This is a genomic window from Vibrio sp. 10N.286.52.C3 (genome assembly GCF_041468865.1).
Lineage (GTDB): Bacteria > Pseudomonadota > Gammaproteobacteria > Enterobacterales > Vibrionaceae > Vibrio > Vibrio crassostreae_C.
Genome location: NZ_JBFRJM010000011.1, coordinates 1 through 25,069 on the forward strand (window position 1 = coordinate 1; position 25,069 = coordinate 25,069).

The 25,069-nt window shown below is 44.1% G+C and carries 18 protein-coding genes; 8 read left to right on the plus strand and 10 right to left on the minus strand.

Going from position 1 to position 25,069, the window contains the following annotated elements:
- Positions 1-22 precede the first annotated feature (22 nt).
- The gene (gene rluC / locus AB4138_RS04235; protein WP_372305089.1) at positions 23-967 is read right to left on the minus strand and encodes a 23S rRNA pseudouridine(955/2504/2580) synthase RluC; all 945 of its coding nucleotides are present in this window, start codon (positions 965-967) and stop codon (positions 23-25) included.
- Positions 968-1,585: 618 nt separating this feature from the next.
- Here rluC and rne point away from each other — a divergent pair.
- Positions 1,586-4,753 carry a ribonuclease E gene (gene rne / locus AB4138_RS04240; RefSeq protein WP_372305092.1) on the plus strand — a complete coding sequence of 1,056 codons (3,168 nt, stop codon included), beginning with the start codon at positions 1,586-1,588 and terminating at the stop codon, positions 4,751-4,753.
- A gap of 258 nt (positions 4,754-5,011) precedes the next feature.
- Positions 5,012-6,559, plus strand: coding sequence for a SulP family inorganic anion transporter (locus tag AB4138_RS04245; RefSeq protein ID WP_239716289.1), 1,548 nt, complete (start codon positions 5,012-5,014; stop codon positions 6,557-6,559).
- 114 nt (positions 6,560-6,673) lie between these two features.
- On the opposite strand, the gene AB4138_RS04250 is transcribed toward AB4138_RS04245, so the two are convergent.
- On the minus strand, positions 6,674-7,123 hold the full coding sequence (locus AB4138_RS04250) for a low molecular weight protein-tyrosine-phosphatase (RefSeq protein WP_017067202.1): 450 nt from the start codon (positions 7,121-7,123) through the stop codon (positions 6,674-6,676).
- A gap of 84 nt (positions 7,124-7,207) precedes the next feature.
- Here AB4138_RS04250 and cobO point away from each other — a divergent pair, with 84 nt between their 5' ends.
- Positions 7,208-7,813, plus strand: coding sequence for a cob(I)yrinic acid a,c-diamide adenosyltransferase (gene cobO, locus AB4138_RS04255; protein WP_017062158.1), 606 nt, complete (start codon positions 7,208-7,210; stop codon positions 7,811-7,813).
- 223 nt (positions 7,814-8,036) lie between these two features.
- Here cobO and AB4138_RS04260 read toward each other — a convergent pair whose 3' ends face one another.
- From AB4138_RS04260 to apbC, 3 genes are all read right to left on the minus strand, one after another.
- A complete protein-coding gene (locus AB4138_RS04260) occupies positions 8,037-10,175 on the minus strand; it encodes an AsmA family protein (RefSeq protein ID WP_102427874.1) in 2,139 nt (712 codons plus the stop codon).
- A 106-nt stretch (positions 10,176-10,281) separates the two neighbouring features.
- A complete protein-coding gene (gene udk / locus AB4138_RS04265) occupies positions 10,282-10,923 on the minus strand; it encodes a uridine kinase (protein ID WP_004734002.1) in 642 nt (213 codons plus the stop codon).
- Positions 10,924-11,218: 295 nt separating this feature from the next.
- Entirely contained in the window at positions 11,219-12,295 is a 1,077-nt protein-coding gene (gene apbC, locus AB4138_RS04270) for an iron-sulfur cluster carrier protein ApbC (protein ID WP_017063474.1), read from the minus strand.
- A 157-nt stretch (positions 12,296-12,452) separates the two neighbouring features.
- Here apbC and metG point away from each other — a divergent pair, with 157 nt between their 5' ends.
- Both metG and AB4138_RS04280 read left to right on the plus strand, forming a co-directional pair.
- Entirely contained in the window at positions 12,453-14,513 is a 2,061-nt protein-coding gene (metG, locus tag AB4138_RS04275) for a methionine--tRNA ligase (RefSeq protein ID WP_017062160.1), read from the plus strand.
- Between the two features lie 221 nt (positions 14,514-14,734).
- A complete protein-coding gene (locus tag AB4138_RS04280; protein ID WP_372305095.1) occupies positions 14,735-15,214 on the plus strand; it encodes a DUF1456 family protein in 480 nt (159 codons plus the stop codon).
- Between the two features lie 194 nt (positions 15,215-15,408).
- Here the strand turns inward: AB4138_RS04280 and fadR are convergent, their stop codons facing one another.
- Complete coding sequence (gene fadR, locus AB4138_RS04285; protein WP_017062161.1) at positions 15,409-16,248, minus strand: fatty acid metabolism transcriptional regulator FadR; 840 nt, start codon at positions 16,246-16,248, stop codon at positions 15,409-15,411.
- Positions 16,249-16,888: 640 nt separating this feature from the next.
- Between fadR and nhaB the strand changes: the two genes are divergently transcribed.
- Positions 16,889-18,481: a Na(+)/H(+) antiporter NhaB gene (gene nhaB, locus AB4138_RS04290; protein ID WP_372305097.1), complete on the plus strand. Its 1,593-nt coding sequence runs from the start codon at positions 16,889-16,891 to the stop codon at positions 18,479-18,481.
- Between the two features lie 426 nt (positions 18,482-18,907).
- Complete coding sequence (gene dsbB / locus AB4138_RS04295; protein ID WP_102394342.1) at positions 18,908-19,417, plus strand: disulfide bond formation protein DsbB; 510 nt, start codon at positions 18,908-18,910, stop codon at positions 19,415-19,417.
- 127 nt (positions 19,418-19,544) lie between these two features.
- Here the strand turns inward: dsbB and AB4138_RS04300 are convergent, their stop codons facing one another.
- Positions 19,545-20,165, minus strand: a complete 621-nt coding sequence (locus tag AB4138_RS04300; protein WP_372305099.1) for a YecA family protein — start codon at positions 20,163-20,165, stop codon at positions 19,545-19,547.
- Between the two features lie 175 nt (positions 20,166-20,340).
- Here AB4138_RS04300 and dusC point away from each other — a divergent pair, with 175 nt between their 5' ends.
- Positions 20,341-21,297 (plus strand): tRNA dihydrouridine(16) synthase DusC, encoded by a 957-nt coding sequence (dusC, locus tag AB4138_RS04305; protein ID WP_017069187.1) that lies wholly within the window; start codon positions 20,341-20,343, stop codon positions 21,295-21,297.
- Positions 21,298-21,440: 143 nt separating this feature from the next.
- On the opposite strand, the gene AB4138_RS04310 is transcribed toward dusC, so the two are convergent.
- From AB4138_RS04310 to yfbV, 3 genes are all read right to left on the minus strand, one after another.
- Positions 21,441-22,907, minus strand: coding sequence for a GGDEF domain-containing protein (locus AB4138_RS04310; RefSeq protein WP_372305102.1), 1,467 nt, complete (start codon positions 22,905-22,907; stop codon positions 21,441-21,443).
- A gap of 251 nt (positions 22,908-23,158) precedes the next feature.
- Entirely contained in the window at positions 23,159-24,124 is a 966-nt protein-coding gene (locus tag AB4138_RS04315; protein WP_017062167.1) for an ABC transporter substrate-binding protein, read from the minus strand.
- A 302-nt stretch (positions 24,125-24,426) separates the two neighbouring features.
- Positions 24,427-24,879, minus strand: coding sequence for a terminus macrodomain insulation protein YfbV (gene yfbV / locus AB4138_RS04320; protein WP_017062168.1), 453 nt, complete (start codon positions 24,877-24,879; stop codon positions 24,427-24,429).
- Positions 24,880-25,069: the final 190 nt, after the last annotated feature.

Genomic DNA, 25,069 nt, shown 5'->3' on the forward strand with positions numbered 1-25,069 from the left:
GTATCTCGTATCTCGTATCTTTTTAGAGCTTACGTAATCCTGTCAGTGCTTTTTCAAGTCTTGCTTCCATTGGTGCAGAGATATCCATCTTCTCTTCGCTACCTGGGTGCGTGAACTTAATGTTTGCTGCGTGTAGGAACAAACGGTCCAGACCAACCTTCCCCGTGTAAGCATCAAAACGACGATCACCGTAGCGATCATCCCAAGCAATTGGGTGACCAGTATATTGAGTGTGCACACGGATTTGGTGTGTACGCCCCGTAATTGGACTTGCTTGAACTAACGTCGCATCTTTGAATTTTTCTAAAACTCTAAAACGCGTCTCAGAGGCTTTACCGTTCGGGTTCACACGAACAATACTGTTCACTTCGTTTTTCAATAATGGAGCGTTAACAACCTTACAGCTGTTCTTCCACTCGCCCATGACTAAAGCGAAGTAATATTTTTGAACCGTTTTTTCACGGAACTGTGCTTGAAGATGTCTTAGCGCCGAGCGCTTCTTAGCAACAAGCAAAATGCCAGATGTATCTCTATCGATACGATGCACTAACTCTAGAAAACGAGCATCAGGACGAAGTGCACGCAATGCTTCGATTGCGCCAAACTTCAGCCCACTGCCACCATGAACAGCAGTACCCGAAGGTTTGTTAAGAATCAGCATGTGATCATCTTCATAGATAATGCACTGTTCTAATTCTGAAACCTTGTTGAGTTTCGTGCTTGGCACGTTTTCTTCGGTTTTCTCTTCAATCGTGACTGGCGGGATACGAACTAAATCACCAGCTTTTAGTTTGTACTCAGCCTTAATGCGTTTTTTATTTACGCGGACTTCGCCTTTACGCACGATTCGGTAAATCATGCTTTTCGGGATGTTTTTTAATTGGTTGCGTAAGAAGTTATCAATACGCTGACCAGCCATATCTTCGTCAATGTCGACAAATTGGACTTGGGTTCTAATTTCGCTCATTGGGCTATTGTATCACTGTCACTTTTGATAATTGAGATTTTCTTAGCTCGATTCCGAACTTATTTATCCATAATCCCTACCGATCTATCCTCAAATGCTCGTTGAAGTTCTATATTTCTTTGATTCTTCGAACAAAAAAGCACCAAGATTCCTGCAAATTAAAATATCAATTGATAAATTATTTATAGACAGTGAGTTAGAGCTATCAAAACCCAAACAAAAACTGTTTTTTTTACAGCATTCCGACAAAGCAGATTGCTGTGTTTACCGACCGCTGCTATAGTTCACAGCTGCTATCAGTGGTTTGACTATTATTTAAACAGCTAACCATTCATAAGCAAGTAAATGAGTAGATAACTCAGATTAGACAGTGCTGCAATCGGCGTAAGACACGGTCAACTGAGTTCCTTATCGCTCTACTCACGTACGCTCATGTTGAGTATTCACCGCCACATCGCGGATCATAGGCTAACTCCCTATGATGACTGACGTGCCCCAGAGCATCCCTCTCCAGCCGGGAGGCTGCACCGATAAAGCCATGGGATCTGGCACCATGAGAAACGAAATAAAGCGATAAGAACAATGATGAAAATAAGAAAAGACAATGAGAATTTCTAAATGAAAAGAATGTTAATTAACGCAACTCAAAAAGAAGAGTTGCGTGTCGCTTTGGTTGATGGCCAGCGACTGTTCGATCTAGATATCGAAAGTCCAGGTCACGAGTCAAAAAAAGCGAATATCTACAAAGGACGTATTACCCGTATTGAGCCAAGCCTAGAAGCGGCATTTGTTGATTACGGCGCAGAACGTCACGGTTTCCTCCCTCTTAAAGAAATTGCCCGCGAATACTTCCCTGAAGGTTATACATACCAAGGCCGTCCTAGCATTAAAGAAGTGCTAAAAGAAGGCCAAGAAGTAATCGTACAAGTAGAGAAAGAAGAACGTGGTAGCAAAGGTGCTGCACTGACAACTTTCATCTCTTTGGCGGGTAGCTACTTAGTTCTTATGCCTAATAACCCTCGTGCTGGCGGTATTTCTCGTCGTATCGAAGGTGATGAGCGCACTCAACTGAAAGCAGCATTAAGCACTCTTGAGCTTCCTCAAGGTATGGGCTTGATCGTGCGTACAGCAGGTGTTGGCAAAAGTGCAGAAGAGTTAGAGTGGGACCTGAATGTTCTATTGAATCACTGGGGCGCTATCAAGCAAGCTTCTGATTCAAATGCAGCACCTTTCCTAATTCACCAAGAAAGTAACGTTATCGTTCGCGCGATTCGTGACTACCTACGTCGTGACATCGGCGAGATTCTGATCGACAGCAACACTATTTTTGAACGTGCACAAGCGCACATTCAATTAATACGCCCAGATTTCATGAATCGCGTTAAGAAGTACGATGGTGAAGTACCACTATTCAGCCATTACCAGATTGAAAGCCAGATCGAATCTGCTTTCCAACGTGAAGTTCGTCTTCCATCTGGTGGTTCTATCGTAATCGACCCAACAGAAGCTCTAACTTCTATCGATATCAACTCTGCTCGTGCAACAAAGGGCGGCGATATCGAAGAAACAGCGCTAAACACTAACCTAGAAGCAGCGGATGAAATTGCACGTCAATTACGTCTACGTGACCTAGGTGGTCTTGTTGTAATCGACTTTATCGATATGACCCCGGTTCGCCACCAACGCGAAGTAGAAAGCCGTCTACGTGATGCCGTTCGTTTAGATCGCGCACGTGTTCAGATTGGTCGTATTTCTCGCTTTGGTCTTCTAGAGATGTCTCGTCAACGTTTGAGCCCATCACTAGCAGAAGCAAGCCACCACATTTGTCCTCGTTGTACAGGTACTGGTGTTGTTCGTGATAACGAATCTCTAGCACTTTCTGTTCTACGTTTGATTGAAGAAGAAGCTCTAAAAGACAACACAGCACAAGTACTTGCTGTTGTGCCTGTTCCAATCGCTTCTTACCTTCTGAACGAAAAACGTCGCTCAGTAAACCACATCGAGAAGAACCAAAAAGTTAAGATCACTGTTGTTCCTAACTCAGACATGGAAACGCCGCATTTTGAGGTTATCCGTGTTCGTGAAGGTGAAGAGTTCGATCTACTATCTTACTTGCTGCCTAACAAGCTAGAAGCTCTAAAAGAAGCGGAAAGCAAAGAGCCTGCTGAACAGACTATTCGTCCTAAGAAGATCGAAGAACCTGCTCTGAAAGGCTTCGCAGCTCCTGCTCAATCAGCACCAACTCCTGCTCCAGCACCTAAAGCTGTAGAAGAGAAGAAAGCTGAACCAGCAGCGACTCAAGAACCAGGCCTAATTGGTCGTTTCTTCAAAGCTATCGGTAGCTTCTTATTTGGCTCTTCAACTCAAGAAGAGAAAAAAGAAGAAGAGAAGAAAGAAGAAGAAAAACCTAAAAACAATCGTAACAACGGCAACCGTCAACGCCGTGATCGTAACGATAACCGTCGTCGTAACCAACGTGGTGAGCGTGGCGAACAGCGTAACGACCGTGGTGAACGTGGTGACAATCGTAACGAAAACCGTGACAACAAACGCCGCCGTAAGCCAGCTCGTGATGAGAAGCCTGAAGAGCAAAAAGAAGCAGCTCCACAGCAAACTCGTCAGCCTCGCAAGCCTAAGCAAGACCGTCGCAACAAGCCACGTGATGAGCAGAAGCAACGCGAAGAGCAAGCACCATCTAAATTAGCAGAAGAAGGTCTACAGCTAGCAGCAGAAGCACAAGCTGGTAAACCGGAAGCGCCTAAGGCTAAACCTGAAGCGAAAGCAGCTAAGATTAAAGAGCGTCGTCAGCGTCGTAAACTGAACAAGCAAGTTCGTGTTAAAGACCAACAAGCTCAAGCTGAAGATAACGCTTCAAAAGAGCAGGTTGCTGCTAAAGAACTATCTGTTTCAAAAGAACAGTCAGTAGCTCAAGAGCAAAAAGTTGCGGAACAAATAGAAGCAACTCAAGCGAATGCAGAGCAAACTGAACAGGAAGAGCCGAAACAACGTCGTAACCGTCGTTCTCCACGTCACCTACGTGCAAGTGGTCAACGTCGTCGTCGCGGTCGTGATCGTCGCCCTAACCCATTCCGCCTACGTAAAGGTGGTGTAGCTTCTCCAGAGATGGCTATGGGTAAAGTGATGCCTCGCTTCATTCCAAAACCTCACCACAAGCAGGCAAAGCCTGAAGTGGCTGAAGTTCAAGTAGCAGCTGAAGCTCAAACATCTGTTCAAGAGCAGAATGTTGCTCTAGAGACGGCACCACAAAGCAACGTAGCAATGACTGGCGGCTTCGCATGTCCAGAGCTTGCAATGGGTAAAGTTATCATCCGTCGTGAAGATGCTGCTGTTGAAGCTCAAGTAGCTGAGACTCCTGCTGTAGTTGAAGCTCCTGCAGTCGTTGAAGAAGCACCAGTGGTTGTTGAAACCGCGAAAGTTGAAGCTCCAGTGATTGCAGAAGCGACGAAAGTTGAAGCGCCTGTTGTAGCAGAAGCTGTGCAAGCAGAAGCAACACCAGTTGTTGAAGCTGAAGCGCCTAAAGCTGAAAGTGCAAAAGTTGAAGAAGCACCTGTTGTTAAAGCAGAAGCTCCTAAAGCGGCACCAAAGGCAGCTGTTGCTAAGAAGCAAGCCGGTTCACCAATGACTAAAGCTCCTGGTCCTCAAGAGATCAAAGAGATTGAAGTGATTGCAGCTCCGTACCGCACTGAACGTTTTGTATCAAAAGGTGCAGGCAGTCAGGCAGCGTCGAACAAAGCTGGCGCGGCGATGACTAAGCCAAACTACTAGTGATTACTGATAGGTAATCGCGAGTAAATAGAATCAAAGGCTGCTTATTAAAGCAGCCTTTTTCATATCTACTAATCGAATAAAAATTAACAGATATATTACTCAAAGTTAGGTTCAACCTTGAACTTAATCACATTTTTGGGTAGCATTCGCGCACTTATCTTTTCGACACTTCGCTATTGCCGCTCTTTTCCATCACTGTTTGGCTACGCAATACACCCGTGTCGGTAAATCCATCTTAAGCATAGCTGAGCAAACATGTTCGAATTCCCACAATTTTCAAAGCACTCTGTAAAGAATGACGTGCTTTCAGGTCTTACAGTAGCCCTGGCTCTGGTACCTGAAGCTGTAGCATTCGCCTTTGTTGCTGGCGTTGACCCAATGGTTGGTCTTTATGCAGCATTCATCGTAGGTTTAATTACTTCTGTCTTCGGCGGTCGTCCAGGTATGATTTCTGGAGCAACTGGCGCAATGGCTGTTGTAATGGTGAGCCTAGTAGCAACCCATGGCGTTCAATACCTATTTGCGGCAGTTATGCTAGCCGGCCTTCTGCAAATTGCAGCGGGTGTATTTAAGCTAGGTAAATTCATCCGTATTGTTCCGCACCCAGTAATGATTGGTTTCGTGAACGGTTTGGCAATTGTTATCTTCCTAGCACAGCTTGGACAATTTAAGGCACCAGACGTAACAGGTGCGCTAACTTGGTTACCAAGCGGTCAAATGACGCTGATGTTAGGCCTTGTAGCACTGACTATGGCTATCATCCACTTCCTACCTAAACTAACAACAGCGGTACCATCGTCATTGGTTGCTATTGTTACGGTAACGGCTTTGGTTGTTGGCCTTGATCTAGAAACTCGTACTGTTGTTGATTTCTTACGCACTATGTCTGGTGACGAAGCAGCAACACTAGCGGGCTCTCTACCGACATTCTCTATTCCAGCCGTACCATTTAGCCTAGAAACGCTATACATCATCCTGCCTTACGCAGTGATTCTGGCAGCGATTGGTCTAATCGAATCACTGCTGACACTGACAGTACTAGACGAAATGACAAACACTCGTGGTCAATCTAACCGTGAATGTGTTGGTCAAGGTATGGCTAACGTAACGTGTTCTGTATTCGGTGCGATGGGTGGTTGTGCGATGATCGGTCAATCGATGATCAACGTAAACTCAGGTGGTCGTGGTCGTCTTTCAGGTATCGTCGCCGCAGTTGCACTACTGATGTTCATCCTGTTCGGTTCTGCACTGATTGAAATGATTCCTCTAGCAGCACTTGTGGGCGTAATGTTCATGGTTGTTATCGGCACATTTGAATGGGCAACCTTCAAGCTTGCGCGTCGCGTTCCTAAACAAGACTTCTTCGTTATCGTTCTTGTTACCGTAGTAACAGTACTGACTGATCTTGCTGTGGCAGTAGGTGTTGGTGTTGTCGCTTCTGCGCTAATGTTTGCTTGGCAACATGCTAAACACATCTACGCAGATACATCAGTAAACGCTGAAGGCTCAAAAGAGTACAAAGTTAACGGCCCAATCTTCTTTGGTTCAACGGCTAACTTCCTAGAGTTGTTTGACGCATACAACGATCCACAAGATGTAATCGTTGATTTCGCAAACTCACGCGTGACTGACCACTCTGCAATTGAAGCGATCGACACGATTGCTGACCGTTACGCGGCGCTAGGTAAAACACTTCACCTTCGCCACCTAAGCCAAGACTGTGTTGCTATGCTGCACAAAGCAGGTAGCTTAGTTGAAGCGAACGTTGCAGAAGACCCAATCTACAAAGTAATGTCTAAGTAATCTTAGCTGTAGCTTTAAGTTAGATTTAGAGAGGCCGACATTCAATGTCGGCCTTTTTTATACCTATCGGTCAGCCCTTACGCTGATAACAAAACGACGTACATTGTTCCTACACTACATCGAACGCAGTATCGCTTCGCTAGACTCTTCGATTAAATCCAACACCAATTCAAAACCATTTCCCTCACCATAATACGGATCGGGGATCTCTTGATATTGTGACTCTCCAAAGCTCAAAAATAATGCGAGCTTGTATTGGAGGTGAACTGGGCATTGGCTCATTAAGTCGTCTAAATTCGCCCTATCGGCCGCGAGTATCAGGTCAAATTCTTCGAAGTCATTATCTACCACTTTACGAGAAGTAATCCCCTTAAAGCTGTAGCCTCGCTTCTCTCCTGCAGATTTGGATCGCGAGTCTGGCGGGTTGCCTTGATGAAAACCAATCGTCCCCGCAGAGTCGACCACAACATCAATATCCAGCTGTTGCGCTTTCTTCCTTAGCACCGCTTCACCTGTTGGCGAGCGGCAAATATTCCCCATACAAACTACGAGTATCTTTTTCATCCCTAATCACCTGTTCTTCCGATGGTTTTTGCTATCGTTAAGTTAGGCTATGATAGACGCAATCACAACTTAAAAGGATTTGTTATGTCGACTGAAGACAACAAAGAACAACGCCACAAAGCAAGACAACAGAAAGTAAAAGAACAAGTCGATGCACGTGTCGCTGCAGCACAAGAAGTAAAAGGCCTATTGCTGGTCATCACGGGTAACGGTAAAGGTAAATCAACATCCGGTTTTGGTACGATTACACGTGCAGTTGGTCATGGTAAGAAATGCGCCGTTGCTCAGTTTGTTAAAGGTACCTGGGATAACGGCGAAAAAAACGTTCTGCAAAAGCTTGATGTCGAGTTCCAAGTCATGGGCACAGGCTTTACTTGGGAAACTCAGAACAAAGCGCAAGATATTGAAGCTGCGCAGCGTGTATGGAAAGAGTGCCAACGCATGCTGGCTGATGAGTCGATCGATGTGATTCTGTTTGATGAACTGACTTACATGGTTAGCTACGGTTACATCGAACTCGATGAAGTGGTTGAGGCGTTGAATAACCGCCCGAAGATGCAGTCTGTCATCATTACAGGTCGTGGCGCGCACCGTACTCTTACTGAGATAGCAGATACAGTATCTGAAGTTCGCAATGTGAAACACGCTTTTGAATCTGGTGTTAAAGCGCTACAAGGCGTTGACTGGTAATCACCTTCAACCAGAGATCCCCGACTCGGTCATTCTTCCCTCTCGAGGATGACGACCACTAGGCCGTTACGCTCTTGAACAAAGGACGACGGCCTATCGTCATTCCCTAGAGCGAGGGACGAGTTTCATAGGGAATCTCTCTTGAGTATTATCGAGCCAAAAATAAAAAGCGCCATTCCTACAACAGGAGTGGCGCTTTGTTCATTTTTAAATGAGATGAAGACTAGTTAAACAAACCTTTTAGTAGACCGTTTACTGCGTCTCTTGTTTTCTCATCTTTGATCTTGTCACCGTACTTTTCGTCTAACTTTTCTAAACCACGATCAATTTCTTTCTGTGCTTTCTGTTTCAATACATCATCAAAAACAAGTGCAAATTTCGGGGCTGCCCACTGACCTGTTACCTTAATTGGGATAGTCACATCTTTCAGGTCGTCGATGCTCTTACCGCCCTGACCTTCAAGTGAACCCACAATTGATGTACGCACAAGGAAGTCGACCGTTTCATTGATGAAGTTTGCTTTACCTTGACCTGTCACACGTAACAGTGGCGACTGTGCTGATAAGTCGTTAGTTGAAACCCAACCTTTATCCACTTTCAGCGTCGCTTTCATTGCACTGAAGTCCGTTTTTTGAGCTTCATTTGTGCTTTCAACTTTCTCGCCCTTGATCTTAGCGTAGTTTTCTCGAATCAGTTGAGCTACGTTGATGCCGTTAACTGCACCATCTTCAAAGTTAATCGCGATAGTACCGACTAGGTTTTTCTTGATACCCGTCGGAGTTAGACTCTTACCTTTCACGTTGACATCAATATTACCGGTACCTTCCAGCATATCGTTATCTGCAACATCAACCAGTAACGGTTGTACTTTCACGCCTTTGATTTTCTTCTTAGCCGTGTAAGTCGCTGGTGTTTTACGAGCGTCTAACTTTGCAGTAGCAGAAATAGAACCTTGGTAAAGATTCGAGGTGAATGAGGTTAGCTCTGCGATACCACGGTTAACCGAAAATGCGGTTTTAACATTCTGCATCTTCGCGTTGTTCGCCTTGAACTTATCAATCGTGATGTCACCTTTCACGTCTAACGTTTTCAGAGCCGACAGATCAGGTTCCACTTCTTTAGCTGGATCTGAACTACCAGAACTTGACGTTGAACCACCAGCAGAACCAGAAGGCGCTGTGCTCGCTGTTTCTGTTGTATTGCCTAAGCCTAAGAATTCATCTAAATCAATATTCGGGCTATGAAGAGAGAAACGAACCTTTGGTATTTCAGATAGGATTACGTCTGCTTTACCGTCTAATGCAATAGCGTTAGCTTGTAGCTTCTCTAACACAAAGCTCAGGTGGCTCTTGTTAAGATCGAAGCTTAAGTCAGACAGCATGTCGACTTTCATTGGAGACTGAGGAAGCGTGTCGCCTTTGAATGTTGAGTCTAACGTTAACTTGTTCAGCGTTACTTTTGAAATCGCGCTATCAACAGTAAGTTCACCGCCACCTTTAAGATCAAGGTCAAGGCCAGCTGCATTACCGATTACAGCGTAAGTCAGTTGGTTTACCTTATCGAACTCAAACGTATTCAAGCCAATTTTTGCTGACTCAATCGACGTCGCTGGATCATTGAACTTAGCGTTTAAGTCGATATTACGAAGTGCGTAACTTGCAAAGCCTTCAGCTAATTTGAATTCTGCACTGCCTTGTGCAGAGAACTTCTGTTGATTGTTCTCACCAGAAGCCGCAAATGTCGCGGTTGTCCATGTATCAACGGCAAACTCAGAAAGATTCAAAGACACATCGTATAGCTTAGTGAATGAACCCGCTTGCTTGTCGTCCATTTCAAACAATGCGTTTGATACAGTTACGCCTGCAAGGTTGATCGTCCAACCCGATGCGTCTGTGGTAGTTTGCTCTTGAGGGGCAGGCGCTGATTCAGAACTTGTGCCTGCTGCAGGCTCAGATTCTTGAGGCGCTGACGCTTGCGTTAGTGCATCAATGTTCTTGCGACCATCTTTAAGCGTTTCTAAATAGAATTCTGCACCATCTAGAGTAATGTTGCCGATCTCTAGTTGGTTGCTAAATAGCGGAGTAACCGAAACGTCAACGCCAACGGTATCAACCTTAAATAGGTTAGGTTGCGTAAAACCTTCAGGGTTGCGTAATTCAGTTTGACCAAGTTCAAAGCCAATGGATGGGAAGAATTGCCAGCTGATATCACCCTCGATCACTAGCTCTAGGCCTGTGTGTTTTTGGGCTTGTTCGACAATTAATGGCTTAAATTGGTTGGGATTCACTAACAGCACTAGTGCCAGAATTGCTGCAACGACAACAAACACTGGTACAGCTATGAAAATGAGTAGTTTCTTCATCCGCATATTCCTTGCTTAGATTCCAAAAGAAAGTGGCACTATAAAAGTGCCACTGATTCGGTAAAAAATAAAGCTAAGTGAGTCACTTAGGCAAAATTTTATTCGATTAAGACTTCAACAACTTCGCAATGTGCGCTTTTAGCACATCAATCGCAATACGGTTTTTACCACCACGAGGAACGATGATGTCTGCATGTTGTTTTGAAGGCTCGATAAACTGCATGAACATTGGACGTACTGTTTCTTGGTATTGCTTAAGTACAGTGTCCATTGTACGACCACGCTCTTCCACATCACGCTTAACACGGCGTAATAGACAGATGTCTAATGGTGTATCCATAAACACACTTGCGTGCATTAGTTTACGAAGACGCGGGTCTGTTAGAAGCAGAATACCCTCTAAAATGATCACTTTCTTTGGGGTAAGTGTAGTCGTTTCAGAAGTACGTGTGTGCTCTGTGTAGCTGTATTCAGGAACTTCTACGGCGTTGCCACTCATTAGCTGCTGTAGATGTTCACATAAAAGATCATGATCTAGTGCATTTGGGTGATCGTAGTTAGTTTTAACACGCTCTTCCATACTCAAGTGGCTTTGGTCGCTGTAATAGCAATCTTCCGTGATAACACCAATTTGATGGTCGCCTACTTTCTCGCGCAACTCATTATAAATTGTACTAGCAATCAGACTTTTTCCTGAAGCTGAAGCGCCAGCGATACCTACGATGACACATTGATTATTATCAGACATTAATTTTGCACCCGATATGGTTTGGTGGTGGGAAGAGATAAACCGCCTGATTATAGGGGCTAAAGCACATAGATTCTAGTCGCCATTTTAGCTAATTGCAGTCAAATTGATGATATCAATGCATTTAATGAATGCAATCGTTTGCTTTCAAATAACTTGCCTACAACTATTTGCACAAGCCCAATGGATATTGACTTAAATCCACCGCTGTTTATCTAATCCAAACTATATTTAAACGACTTTGTGATTAACTTGCGCTATTCAACCATAGATTCGTTATTCAACCATAGAGAAGTTATTCAACCATAGAGAAGTTAATCGCTTCTGGTCTCGCCTTGCCGGTCCAGAACATCTTCGCAGCCACATTCTCTGCAAGCTCTAAGTAGTGACGTGTATGTTCACTATCTGGACGACGAATCACCGTCGGGCAACCTGCATCGATATCTTCTCGCACATCAATATGAAGAGGGATCTGTGCCAAAATATCGAGGTAAAACTCTTCTGACATAGCTTCGGCACCACCAACACCAAAGATATGCTCTTTCTCACCACAGTGACTACAAATATGATAGCTCATGTTTTCAACTAAGCCTGCGACTGGCACACTCACCTTATCAAACATCGCTACGCCTTTACGTGCATCCGCTAGCGCCAAATCTTGAGGAGTGGTCACCACTACAGCCCCGGTCACTGGGATCTGTTGCGATAACGTCAGCTGAATATCGCCCGTGCCCGGTGGCATATCAATAACTAGATAATCCAACTCTGGCCATACGGTTTCGTTAACAAGCTGACCTAAAGCCTTGGCCGCCATTGGACCGCGCCAAATCGCAGCGTCATCTTTCGACACAAGATAACCGATAGAGTGAGTGAAAATACCGTGCGCTTCGATTGGCATCATCCACTTGTTATTCTGGACTTCTGGTTTCGCATCTAATTGGCCAAGCATCATAGGTACAGAAGGACCATAGATATCCGCATCCAACAAACCCACTTTTGAACCAGACTTAGATAAAGCCAAAGCAAGGTTGACTGAAGTGGTCGATTTACCCACCCCACCCTTTGCAGATGTCACGGCGATGATGTTCTTCACCCCCTTCAATGGTGTCGCAACCGTGGTTTCTAACGCAGACGGCTTCACCTTCACTTCAAACTGAAAAGCGCTAACAAGCTGTTGTTCAATCTGAGAGTGAATCCACTGTTCCAATTCAACCGCAAGCTGATTAGCGGCAAAAGGTAAGGTGATAACAAATGATCCACGCGGATCAACCGATACAATATTTTGGTGTAGCGCCCACTCTGGGATGAGGATTGGTGACTCGAACTCATTCAACCATGAACAGAAATCTTGCTTAGAAGTAAAGTTACGCATTGGGACTCCTTTTTTTATTTATGCTATCACCCACGAGATGAAGACTGAACCCCTAAAAAACTAGGGGAATCCTTAGTCTGATACCTTGGCGTATCACACGTTATAAAGTAGTATTACCTCTCAAATTTATACCTATCAAAAAAGCGAATTATTAAGTATGGCAACTGATCCAAGACAACTTTTGGTAACTTGTGCGCTTCCGTACGCTAACGGCTCTATTCACCTTGGCCATATGCTTGAGCATATCCAAGCTGATATCTGGGTTCGATACCAGCGTCTACGTGGCAACACTGTAAACTTCATCTGTGCTGACGATGCTCACGGCACGCCAATTATGCTTAAAGCTCAACAGATGGGTATCACGCCAGAAGAGATGATCGCTGCTGTTAGTGAAGAGCACCAAAAAGACTTCGCTGGCTTTGATATCAGCTTTGATAACTACCACAGCACACACAGCGAAGAGAACCGTGAACTGGCTTCTCACATCTACTTAGAACTTAAAAAGAACGGCTTCATTTCTAGCCGCACTATTTCTCAGCTTTTCGATCCTGAGAAAGAGATGTTCCTACCAGACCGCTTCGTAAAAGGTACTTGCCCTAAGTGTAAGTCAGAAGACCAGTATGGTGATAACTGTGATAACTGTGGTGAGACATACAGCCCAACTGAGCTAATTAACCCTAAATCAGCGGTTTCTGGCGCAACTCCAGTAATGAAAGACTCTGAGCACTTCTTCTTCGACCTACCTCAGTTCGAAAGCATGCTTAAAGAGTGGACTCGTTCTGGCTCTCTACAGAATGAAACTGCAAACAAAATGCAGGAATGGTTTGAGTCTGGTCTGCAACAGTGGGATATCTCACGTGATGCACCTTACTTCGGCTTTGAAATCCCAGGCGAAAAAGACAAGTTCTTCTACGTATGGCTAGACGCACCTGTTGGCTACATGGCTTCTTTCAAGAACCTTTGTGACAAACGTGACGATCTAAACTTCGATGAATACTGGAAGAAAGACAGCACAACTGAGCTTTACCACTTCATCGGTAAAGACATTGTTTACTTCCACAGCCTATTCTGGCCAGCAATGCTTGACGGCGCAGGTTTCCGTAAGCCAAACAACGTATTCGTACACGGCTACGTAACAGTGAACGGTGCGAAGATGTCTAAGTCGAAAGGCACATTCATCAAAGCAAGCACGTACCTAAACCACCTAGACCCTGAGTGTCTACGTTACTACTACGCTGCTAAACTAAACAGCCGCATCGATGACTTAGATCTTAACCTTGAAGACTTCACTCAACGTGTAAACGCTGACGTAGTAAACAAGATTGTTAACCTAGCTTCTCGTAACGCTGGCTTCATTACTAAGCGTTTTGAAGGCAAGCTAGCTGCTGAATTTGCAGAGCCTGAGCTATACAACGAATTCGTTGCTGCTGCTGAGCGTATCGGTGAGCTATACGAAACTCGTGAATTCAGCCGTGCTATCCGTGAAATCACTGCACTAGCGGATAAAGCTAACCAGTACATCGACGAAAAAGCACCTTGGGTTCTTGCAAAAGAAGAAGGCAAAGAAGCTGAGCTTCAACAAGTTTCTTCTGTAGGTATTAACCTATTCCGCGTACTGATGGCTTACCTGAAACCAGTGATGCCAGAGCTTGCAGCTCGCACTGAAGCTTTCCTAAACGAAGAGCTAACGTGGGAAGCGATTGCTACTCCGCTAACTGATCACGAGATCACTAAGTTCAAAGCGCTATTCAACCGCATTGACCCTAAGAAAGTGGAAGCAATGGTTGAGTCTTCTAAAGAAGATGCAGCCGCTGAAGCAGCAGCGAAAGAAAAAGCAGAAGCTGAAAAAGAGCAAGCAAGCCAAACTGAGCTAGACAAAGAGCCAATCGCAGACGAGATTGAGTTCGATGCCTTTGCAGCAGTAGACATGCGTATCGCTCGTATCATCTCTTGTGAAGAAGTACCAAAAGCGAACAAACTACTGAAGTTCCAACTAGACATCGGTGGTGAGACTCGCCAAGTATTCTCTGGTATCAAATCAGCATACAAACCTGAAGAGCTAGAAGGCAAGCTAACTGTAATGGTAGCAAACCTAAAACCTCGTAAGATGAAGTTTGGTATGTCTGAAGGCATGATCCTAGCAGCGGGCCCTGGCGGCAGCGACCTATGGATCCTTGAGCCACACGAAGGTGCTCAACCTGGTATGCGTGTAATGTAATTCTGACTCCAGTCAGATAACAAGCACCCATCACTAAATCCCTAATGCATTTTTGACTTGAAAGAGTTAATCAGCATTGGGGATTTTTTATATCTACCGAAAATTAGCGTTCTCTGTTAGAGTCGCCGTCAACTATGCTATGTAGAGTAGAAATTGGTTCGTCGACAAAAATAGGCTAAACCAACACCTCTTTACTCTAAAACCCTTTTTAGGAATCCCCAGTGACTAACAACGAAACCTTGCGCCGTATTCAACACGCACTAAACCTTAAAAATGCACAAATCATCAAAGCTATCGAACAAGCTGATGTGACTGTTGCTCATGACCAAGTGATTAACTGGCTAAAAGATGACAACGACAAGTCATGCTCTAAGATGAAAGATAAAGAGTTGGCGGTATTCCTAAATGGTTTCATCAACCTTAAGCGTGGCAAAAAAGAAGGCGAGCAACCTAAACCTGAAGTTGCACTGACGAACAACATGATCTTCATGAAGCTTCGTATCGCATTAAACATGAAAGCAGAAGATGTTTTGGACGTACTAGAAGTGGTTGGCATTAGCTTGAGCAAGTACGAAATCGGCGCTTACTTCCGCAAGCCAGAAAACAAAAACTACAAAGTGTGTGAAGACCAACTACTTTGCGATTTTCTAAACGGTGTGCAATTTACCAACCGTCCAGACTCAGAAGAGTTTGCGGGTTAAGTTACTACTCCTAGATAAATTTTAAGTTGCTACACATAGATAAATTACTCGTCATAGGTAAGTAACTGACCCACTGATAATTTTCTAGTAACGACAGATAAATAAAAAGCGGCGAGATAATTGAATTATCTCGCCGCTTTTTCGTTTTCTTTACGTCACTGACTAAACAGGAACAACAATAGTAAACCTATGCCTTAGCTGTCGTCTTCAGTGAAGTTCGTCGGCAATGTCGTTTTCATTTCATTCCAAACTTGTGCACTTGCGATACCGTAGTTACGAATCACTAATGGCAAAGTTTCGCGCTCGCCACTTTCACAGATAATGAACAACTCTTTATAAAAGTCCATCGCTAAACGTCGTGCTTCTGGGTTAGAGAAGTAGTAGCTACCGATACGGTCATAAAGTTTACGCACACCGTTAAAGATCAGGCCGTAAATCTGGTTGCCTGAGTGGAATGCCAAACGTTGGAAAAGCATGTAATCATAGAAGTTGAAAGTCTTCGCGATTAAGATCGTCTGACGTTTCGCTTCATCTTTTTCTGAATCTTCTTTTACCGCTTGTTTGATCTTGTCAGCGTATGGCGACGATTCTAGGAACTCATCCCAAGTTGGTGCCGCAAGTAGCGCTTCACAAGATTCAATCACGTTACTGATAGTACGCTCTGAAGCTTCTTTGTTTGCTTTGAATGCATAACGCATAAAGATCGGGCTGATATTAGTACGAGCAGCAAGCAGGTCTTCTACCATTTTGCTTGCGTTATCAACGTCCAACGTCATTAGCGTATCAAGGATATGAAGACCTGAGGTTTCCATAAACTGGTTAACTTTAGTTGGTTTGCCATGTTGGATTGTCAACCAACCATCACGAGCAAGACGTTGTAGTACTTCACGAAGCGTAGTACGTGTAACACCAATCAGCTCAGAAAGCTCACGCTCTGCGGGCAAGATAGAACCTGGAGGGAAACGGCCATTCCAAATACTTTCAATGATATACTTCTCTGCAAATCCTGCCGGGCTCTTCGCCTTAATGACCATCTACACTTCAATCCAATTTAATTATTCTGTTCTAATTTACTCATCATACCACTAGTTCACACCTAGCGGAAACACCCTCAAAAATTTTACTCACCCTAAACACCGTTAGAGTTATAACTCTAAAGTTCAGCACACGTTTGCACCTCAGGTTTGTAAAGCAAGCGACTCTAAACCACCATTTAAACAAACCGTTAACACAACAATTTTTCTTTAAAATCAATGGGATTGGTCATATTTTTAAAGCTATTAATTTGCAATATTAAGTTGTAATAATCATATATAAGCCGTCGTTATTCTGTAATTTTCAATCATTTCGCTGAAATATTGATTCTAGTCGGTTTTTATCACATTTTAAGTGGTATGCTTGCGCTACTTTGATCGCGTTTCTCAACAAAAAAGAGGTATTTTTAGGGCTACAGGGCTTTTCCTGTTGACTAAATGTTATCTAAGAGTAAAGTTGCGCTCAAAAATAAGCAGTGCTTGAGTTTCTAAGGGAGTGACTTGGCAAGACCACAGAACATTACATGGAATGTAGTTTTTCTAAGTCACTGTTAGTCATAGTTTTTAACAATTTCTATAGCTCGATTCTCAAAATGTTGTATTGCTTGTCTATTCATAATCAACATAAAAGAGTATTAACATGCCGATGTCTCTCGGAAACGCTTTTATCAAGAACTTCCTTGGTAAAGCTCCTGATTGGTATAAACTTGCCATCATTTCCTTTTTAATCATCAACCCGTTTGTTTTCTTCCTAGTTGACCCATTTGTTGCGGGCTGGCTATTGGTGGTTGAGTTTATTTTCACTCTAGCTATGGCTCTCAAATGCTACCCACTTCAACCGGGTGGTCTATTAGCTATTCAAGCAGTCGCCATTGGCATGACCAAACCAGAAATGGTTTATCACGAGCTGCAAGCAAACCTTCCTGTATTACTCTTGCTCGTATTCATGGTTGCTGGCATTTACTTCATGAAAGAACTGCTTTTGTTCATTTTCACGAAGATCTTGCTTGGCATCCAATCTAAAATTTTACTCTCCGTTGCCTTCTGTGTTGCTGCCGCTTTCTTATCAGCATTCCTAGATGCACTAACAGTAATCGCCGTAGTTATTAGCGTTGCGGTCGGCTTCTACTCTATCTACCACAAGGTTGCATCAGGCAAGGGCACAACGTCTTCGCACGATCATACTCATGATGAAGAGATCTCAGAGCTAACTCGTGATGACCTAGAAAACTACCGTGCTTTCCTACGTTCACTGCTAATGCACGCTGGTGTGGGTACAGCACTGGGTGGTGTAATGACCATGGTAGGTGAACCACAAAACTTGGTAATTGCTAAGCAAGCAGGTTGGGAGTTCGGTGAATTTATCATCCGTATGCTGCCAGTAACACTACCTGTTTTCTTCTGCGGTATTTTAACTTGTGCACTTGTCGAGAAATTCAAAGTGTTTGGTTACGGTGCTCAACTACCAATGAATGTTCGCCAAATCTTAGTTGAGTTTGACAACAAAGAACGTGCAAACCGCACAAAGCAAGACGTAGCAAAACTATGGGTTCAAAGTGCAATCGCAGTTTGGCTTATCGTCGGCCTTGCACTTCACGTTGCTGAAGTAGGTTTGATTGGCCTGTCTGTGATCATCTTAGCTACAGCATTTACGGGTGTTATTGAAGAACACTCTATGGGTAAAGCCTTTGAAGAAGCGCTGCCATTTACTGCACTTCTTGCCGTTTTCTTCGCTGTTGTTGCTGTGATCATCGACCAAGCTCTATTTAAGCCAGTCATCGATGCAGTACTTCACGTTGAAGATAAAGGCGCACAGCTCGCACTCTTCTATATTGCCAACGGTATTTTATCGATGGTTTCAGATAACGTGTTCGTCGGTACGGTTTACATTAACGAAGTGAAAACTGCACTGGTTGAAGGCATCATCACTCGTGATCAGTTCGACCTACTTGCTGTTGCTATCAACACTGGTACTAACCTACCTTCTGTTGCAACGCCAAACGGCCAGGCTGCATTCCTATTCCTATTAACATCAGCACTTGCTCCGTTAATTAGATTGTCTTACGGTCGCATGGTTATCATGGCGTTGCCATACACCATCGTATTGGCACTGGTTGGCCTAGCAGGCATTGTGTTCTTCGTAGAGCCAATGACAGCATGGTTCTATGATGCAGGTTGGATCATTCAACGCTCTGGTGAAGTCGTTGCTCCAGTTATCTCTGGTGGTCATTAAGCTAAACATTGTGTCGCAAACCACAATAAGTGTATCGAGGGCGTGTTGACCTTTCGAGCTGATTTTTGCAGCGAGTTGCTGGGTATTTATACAAGGCAGAGGCTTTGATGTGTAGCTAGCCTACATGAGAAGCCGATAACGTAGTAGAAATGACCAGCAAACGCTGCCCGAAGGGTTCAAGCTGGGCGCCCCCGCAAAAAGCGTTTTACTCTTTGTTGAGGGGGATTTGCTTAGAATGCTAGGCTACTTCCCCCTCGCCGCGATTAAAACGCTTTTATCTCGAACAAAATTTAATCGCGAAAGGTCAACACGCCCTAGCTAATCAAAAATATTAGTTGATTAGGAAACTTATCCAAGATAAAAAGCTCTGAGTAATCAGGGCTTTTTTATTTTATAGACAGGATTCAATTCGTGAACTTTTTAGCAATGATCAAAGACTTCTCTAAGGGACGTTTATCTTGGCTTTTACTGCTGGCTTTTATTGTCTTTTTTGAAGCGTGCGCTCTCTTCTTCCAACACGTGATGATGCTTGGTCCTTGCGTGATGTGTATCTATGAGCGCGTTGCTATGCTCGCTATCGGTGTTGCCGCCATGATTGGTGCGATTGCCCCGAATAACCCAATATCACGCTGGTTAGGCCTTGCTAGCTGGGGATTTGGCGCATACAAAGGTTTGATGCTTGCTTTAGAGCACGTCGATTACCAGTTCAATCCGTCCCCTTTCGCAACCTGCGACTTATTCGTAACCTTCCCTAGCTGGGCGCCTTTAAACCAATGGGCTCCGTGGATGTTTGAGGCTTACGGCGATTGCAGCAAGGTTGTGTGGCAGTTCTTCGATCTTTCTATGCCTCAGTGGCTAGTAATTATCTTTGCAGGTAACTTGGTTGCTTTCGGTATTGTGGTTATTTCTCAATTTGTGAAGTCGAAAAACGACTAACAGTAAGCCGTTGACACTTGGACAACAAAAAAGTCGACCACGAGGTCGACTTTTTTATTACTTAAGCTTTTGAACATATTAAGAGAGTCTGTTATTCACACAAACTAAGTTGCTCAACAAGCCGTGATTAGCTGCTTTTACCGCAGCATTGTTTAAACTTCTTGCCGCTTTCACAAGGGCAAAGGTCGTTTCGACCGATGTCTTTAAACGGGTTCACGCTCTGGGACTTATTGCCCAACATAGCTTCATCCGCTGCCATTGCCACTTCTGAGATCATCAGATCGACTTGACCCACTAAATCGGCAAGCGATGGTGGGTTAGTAAGCCCTGCAGCGATCATTTGTTGTTGAGTTTGCTCTTCATCAATCGCAAGCATCAAGGTGGTTAAGAGCGCTTGCAACATGCGCAGAGTACCATCCGCGACTGTCACGTTCTGCCACTGCTCTTCCACTGTTGGCCAAACCATCATGAAGCCTTCAGAAAAATCAGCGAACTGTTCGTTAAAGTCACCTTCAGCCAGTACGTCTGTTAATAGGTATTCATTACGCTGAATCAGGTTGTGCTGGCGATTAATCTGTTCTGTCACCGTTGTTACCAGCTCTTTACCCGCTTCAGGCGCAACGATAACCAGCCACTCTTCTGGATCGAGTGGTTTGGTCGCTAAGTTAGAGGCAAGGATTGCACCTTCCATAAACTGCGGAGTAATGTCAGTGATTGATTCTGGTAGGCTTAATAATTGATATGTCATGAAAGCTCTGGATATTGGGCATTTTCGATATTATAACGCCATCCTCCCAAAGATGTCGCTATTAAGAGACGAAACCATCATTAAGACATGCACCACACTCATAGTGACAATTCTGTAAGCACACCGTACAATCACGCCTCGAATTTTTCGGTTCATTCAGTTTTGGTAAAGCAACATGCGCGTAATACTTGGCCCTATGGAGGGCGTTCTAGACCACCTAATGCGTGAAATTCTCACAGAGATTAATGATTACGATCTCTGTGTGACAGAGTTTGTGCGCGTCGTAGATCAACTTCTTCCCCCGCATGTGTTCCACCGTATTTGCCCTGAGCTACATCAAGGCTCTCAGACCATGGCTGGTGTGCCAATCCATCTCCAACTTCTAGGGCAACACCCAAATTGGATGGCCGAGAATGCTTTTCAAGCTGCTAGCTTAGGCGCGAAAGGGATCGATCTTAATTTTGGTTGCCCAGCAAAAGCGGTCAACAAAAGTAATGGTGGCGCTTCATTGCTAAAAGAGCCAGAGCTCATCTATCAAGTGGTGAACGCCTGTCGAGAAGCGGTACCGGCACACATTCCTGTGTCCGCAAAGATTCGATTAGGTTGGGAGCATCCGGAAGAGTGCTTTGAAATCGTCGATGCCATCGAACAAGCCAAAGCTGACGAACTCACCGTGCATGCAAGAACCAAAGTTGGCGGCTATAAAGCCAGCGAAATCAAATGGGACTTCATCAATCAAATAAGAGAAAAAACATCTCTGCCGTTGATTGCTAATGGGGAGATCTGGAACTATCAAGATGGTCAAGATTGCATAGAAGCAACAGGCGTCGATTCATTAATGGTCTGCCGTGGTGCTTTCAATATTCCAAACCTTGGTAACGTCGTTAAGCACAACCACCAGAAAATGCCGTGGGATAAAGTCATTGAACTTTTGCTGCGCTATTCAGAGTTTCAAATTAAAGGGGACAAAGGCATGTACTACCCCAATAGAGTGAAGCAGTGGTTTGTTTATCTAAGTAAAGGCTACCCTGAAGCGAACGAACTGTTTAAAGAAATTCGTACTTTCAAAAAGGCGCCACCGATTGTAGAACGCCTTCAGCGTTATCAAGAAGAACGCCGCCAACCTGTTTAAGATTATGTTTAGGGTTAAATACCCAACGCTACAAACGTGTTTACCGGTGCAAATAAGCTTTGCTTGGTAGACACCAAGCTCTTCCCTCTTTCATTTTCATTTTCATTTTCATTTTCATACAAAGCATCGATTCAATAACGTGGTTAAAATTTAAGACGGTCTTTGCCCGTCGTCTTAGCCACGTACAGCTTTTCATCGGCGTACTTAAATATCTCATCGAAGTTAAGTTTACTTTGCTCAGTTTCAACAATGCAGACACCGCCAGACACCGTAAATCCATTTGGAATAATGTCGGCTGAAGTGGAACAAATCGCATTCTTCACTCGCTCTAATGTTCTCATCAAAGTTTCACGATCTTCGCCTTTCATATAAACGACAAACTCTTCACCGCCAAACCGTGCTGCAACGTCACTGCTTCGAATACTGTTGCTGATCTGACGCGACATATAACGAATCACATCATCCCCCTTATCGTGGCCGTAGGTGTCGTTAATTGACTTAAAATAATCAATATCGAAGACGGTTAATGCAAACAGTTGATCGTGCTCTACACTGCGCCAGAACGCTTCTAAGCCACGACGATTCAATAACCCTGTCATAGGGTCTTTGGCTGCGAGATCTTTGAAGTAACCACGTTCAATATTGGAATTGACGTAGAAGAAGATGGTTACTGAGAACAGATACACAATGATGGCAACAATAAGGCTGTCTTTCTCGTAGACGAAAAAGTGCTCAACCTCTTTCGCGATGTCTAATTTGTAATACATCGCATGGTGAGACGAGACACCATCCAGTTTGATCTCGTGATAAAACGCCGCAGAATCTACCGGAGTCGCTAAAGTGGTATCAATGATATCGATCCGACCTGCAAGATGCTCATTCGAGTTTGCGAGCAGCTTGTCAGCATTAATATCCACCGACAGCATCCCTTGGTGAACGCCTTTATGGAATACAGGGATCGTCATACTGATTATACGGTCAAGGGAATCAAAACGATAACCAGGGCCTGAAAGGGTAAGTTGGTCAGGGTTGTTGGCTGTTTTCTGCCAATAAGGACGACTCTTTATGGTCGAGAGTAACTCTTTGCTCAGCCCTTTGGCAAAACCTTCAGGTGAAGAGATCACATAGCCGCTCGTATCAATAAAGTGCACGCCGGCATGGTATTCATCAAGCTGGGATAAAAATGAAAGAATAGGAGCTAACGCTATTTTTTCTGACGCGCTCTTATAACTATCACTGCTTTCAGAACAAAGAGACTCTTGACCAATTAGCATATAGTCGATATCGACAGAGGGAATGTCTGAGGTTTTACCGTCGGCAAGTAGCAATACATCAATAGGCCAGATTTGGCAAAGACCATCCACAACATGTTTGTTGTGATCAAGAAAGAGAGGGTTTCCTGATTTATAATAGTTGGAGAAGCTGTAGTCTAGGGCTGTCGCCACCTTTGTGGTTCGTTTGAACACCTCTTCAATACGCTGGAATTCACTGCCAATGTCTTTCTTCACCAAATCAAAATGATTCTTTCCTATTAGGCCAAGTAACATCGCGGCGATCACAGCGGGAAACCCGAAAACAAAGGTTAGGCTAAAGTGCCTATTTACTTTCATATAATGTGCTCTTAGCGTTCAGCTATTTTCATTTTCCCCATTAATATTATTACATTAATCGGCAATTCGCTCGACGTAAAATAATGTAAATTGATATTAACGACACACCTAACGGTCAAATAACCGCTTACAAATGAATAAAATAGAGAAGCGCCAACATATAGAGCAGGTGAGTTTGTTATCTGAGCCCATTTCAATGCTGTTAATAATATGACTTATGGCCTATTAGCTCACCTAACACCAAACTCAATTCACCGGCTAATAACCGCACGCTCAATCACAGATTGAGGCACTGTCACGCCAAGCTCACGAGCAGCATCTAGGTTGACCACCAGCTGAGAACTCTGCGCAGTTTTGACACTCAACTTCCCGGGCTTCTGTCCTTCCAGAATGGCTGCGACATAATCCGCGGTCTGAACCCCAACATCATAATAATCTAGACCTAAACCAGCAATCGCTCCCTTTCCGACATAAGATGTGGCGCCTGCGACGACTGGCGTATCTGCATGGTTAGCCGCTTTGATAAGACCCTCCATGCCGCTTGCAACCGTATTATCGGTCAAGGCATAGATAACATCGGACTTCTTAGCAATGGATTCTGCTTTTGCTTCGACATCGTCAACAGTCAGCGCTTTTTCGGTGTGAAGTGTATAACCGAAATCTCGAGTTGCCTTTCTCAATAACCCAACTAACGCAACGGCATTTGCTTCTGCTGGGTTGTAAACTACACCGATTGAATTAGCTTCAGGGAGCAGTTCTTTGATTAATGACACATGCTGAGTGATCGGAGATAAGTCAGAAAGCCCCGTGACATTACGCCCCGGCTTTTCTAATTGTTTAACGAGCCTAGCGCCGATAGGATCCGTAACCGCGGTAAACACGATAGGAATCGAGCGAGTCGCCGACACTAAGGCTTGTGAAGTCGGTGTCGCGATACCAACAAGTACATGTGGATTTTCACTGACGAGCTCTCTGGCAATCTTGGCTGCCTGAGCCGGGTTACCATTCGCCATTTCATAGGAGAATTCTAAGTTCTTACCGGGTTCATAACCATTGGCTCTCAATCCTTCAAGAAGCCCTAAACGTGTCGCATTCAGATCTGGATGGTCAACAACTTGTGAAACCGACACTTTGGCAACGTTTGCCATTGCATTGCCAGTCCATAGCAACATCAAGCAACTTAAAACCGCTGCCAATACCTTTCTTACAGAACTCATTATCGCTCCCTGAATCAAGCTCTACCCGTCATTACTCGCTCAAAGAGAACAACATCAAAATCACTATTGACATTATTACCAGTAACCATTGATAACTTGAAGTGATATTTAACAAAAATGCAACAAGGCTCGAGTTATGTGAGAAAGGTTATATTGACTTCGGAGGAAGGTAAGAAACCAAGTGAATAAGGACAGGTAAGCTAAACGGAAAGTAAGCGAGGTAACAAAAAGAGGAGCAAATCTGAGAACAAGCTATAGAAGATGAATAGTTGTTCTCAGACAAGAGGGAGAGCTGGGATTCTTTAGAACCAACGCTCCATTGAGGATTTATCTAACTGACGAAAGGCACGATTTAAAATGATTGCCAATTCTTTATAGCGAGGGCGCGGCTTCATAGGCTCTAACGCAAAACCCGTTTCAGTGATCTTTTCATGCAGTTCGCGGTACCACGATACTAGCGCCGGCGGAAGTTGTGTATTTGAGCGATTGCCCAACCACCACATACCTTGTAGCGGCAAGCTGATCGCAAACAAAGCCATAACCACAGCCTGTGGCATCGCTTGGTAATTATTAAAGACCATTTGTGTAAGAACACTGATAGCGGCAATCGCAGGCATCACTTTCACGCCAAAACGGGTCGCTTTAATAATGCGTTGTTCTGGGAAGATCGCGTTTAACTCTTTTCGGACGGGCCAGAGATCCATGTACTTTTGGCCATCTTTTAAACTACTAGCTAAACCAACTCTATTGCTCATATGAGTCTCCCATTAAAAAAAAGTTGAAATCATCAACTAAAAACACAAAAATTTGACGAAAAATAATATTCTTTCAAATTTTTTTGTTATATTTGCACAATATCGCTATTATTTGCAGACCTCAATCTCATTGTTGCCCTTATTTACAATTTAAGCAACTTTGAGAAGACTTCTGCAAGGAATGCACAAG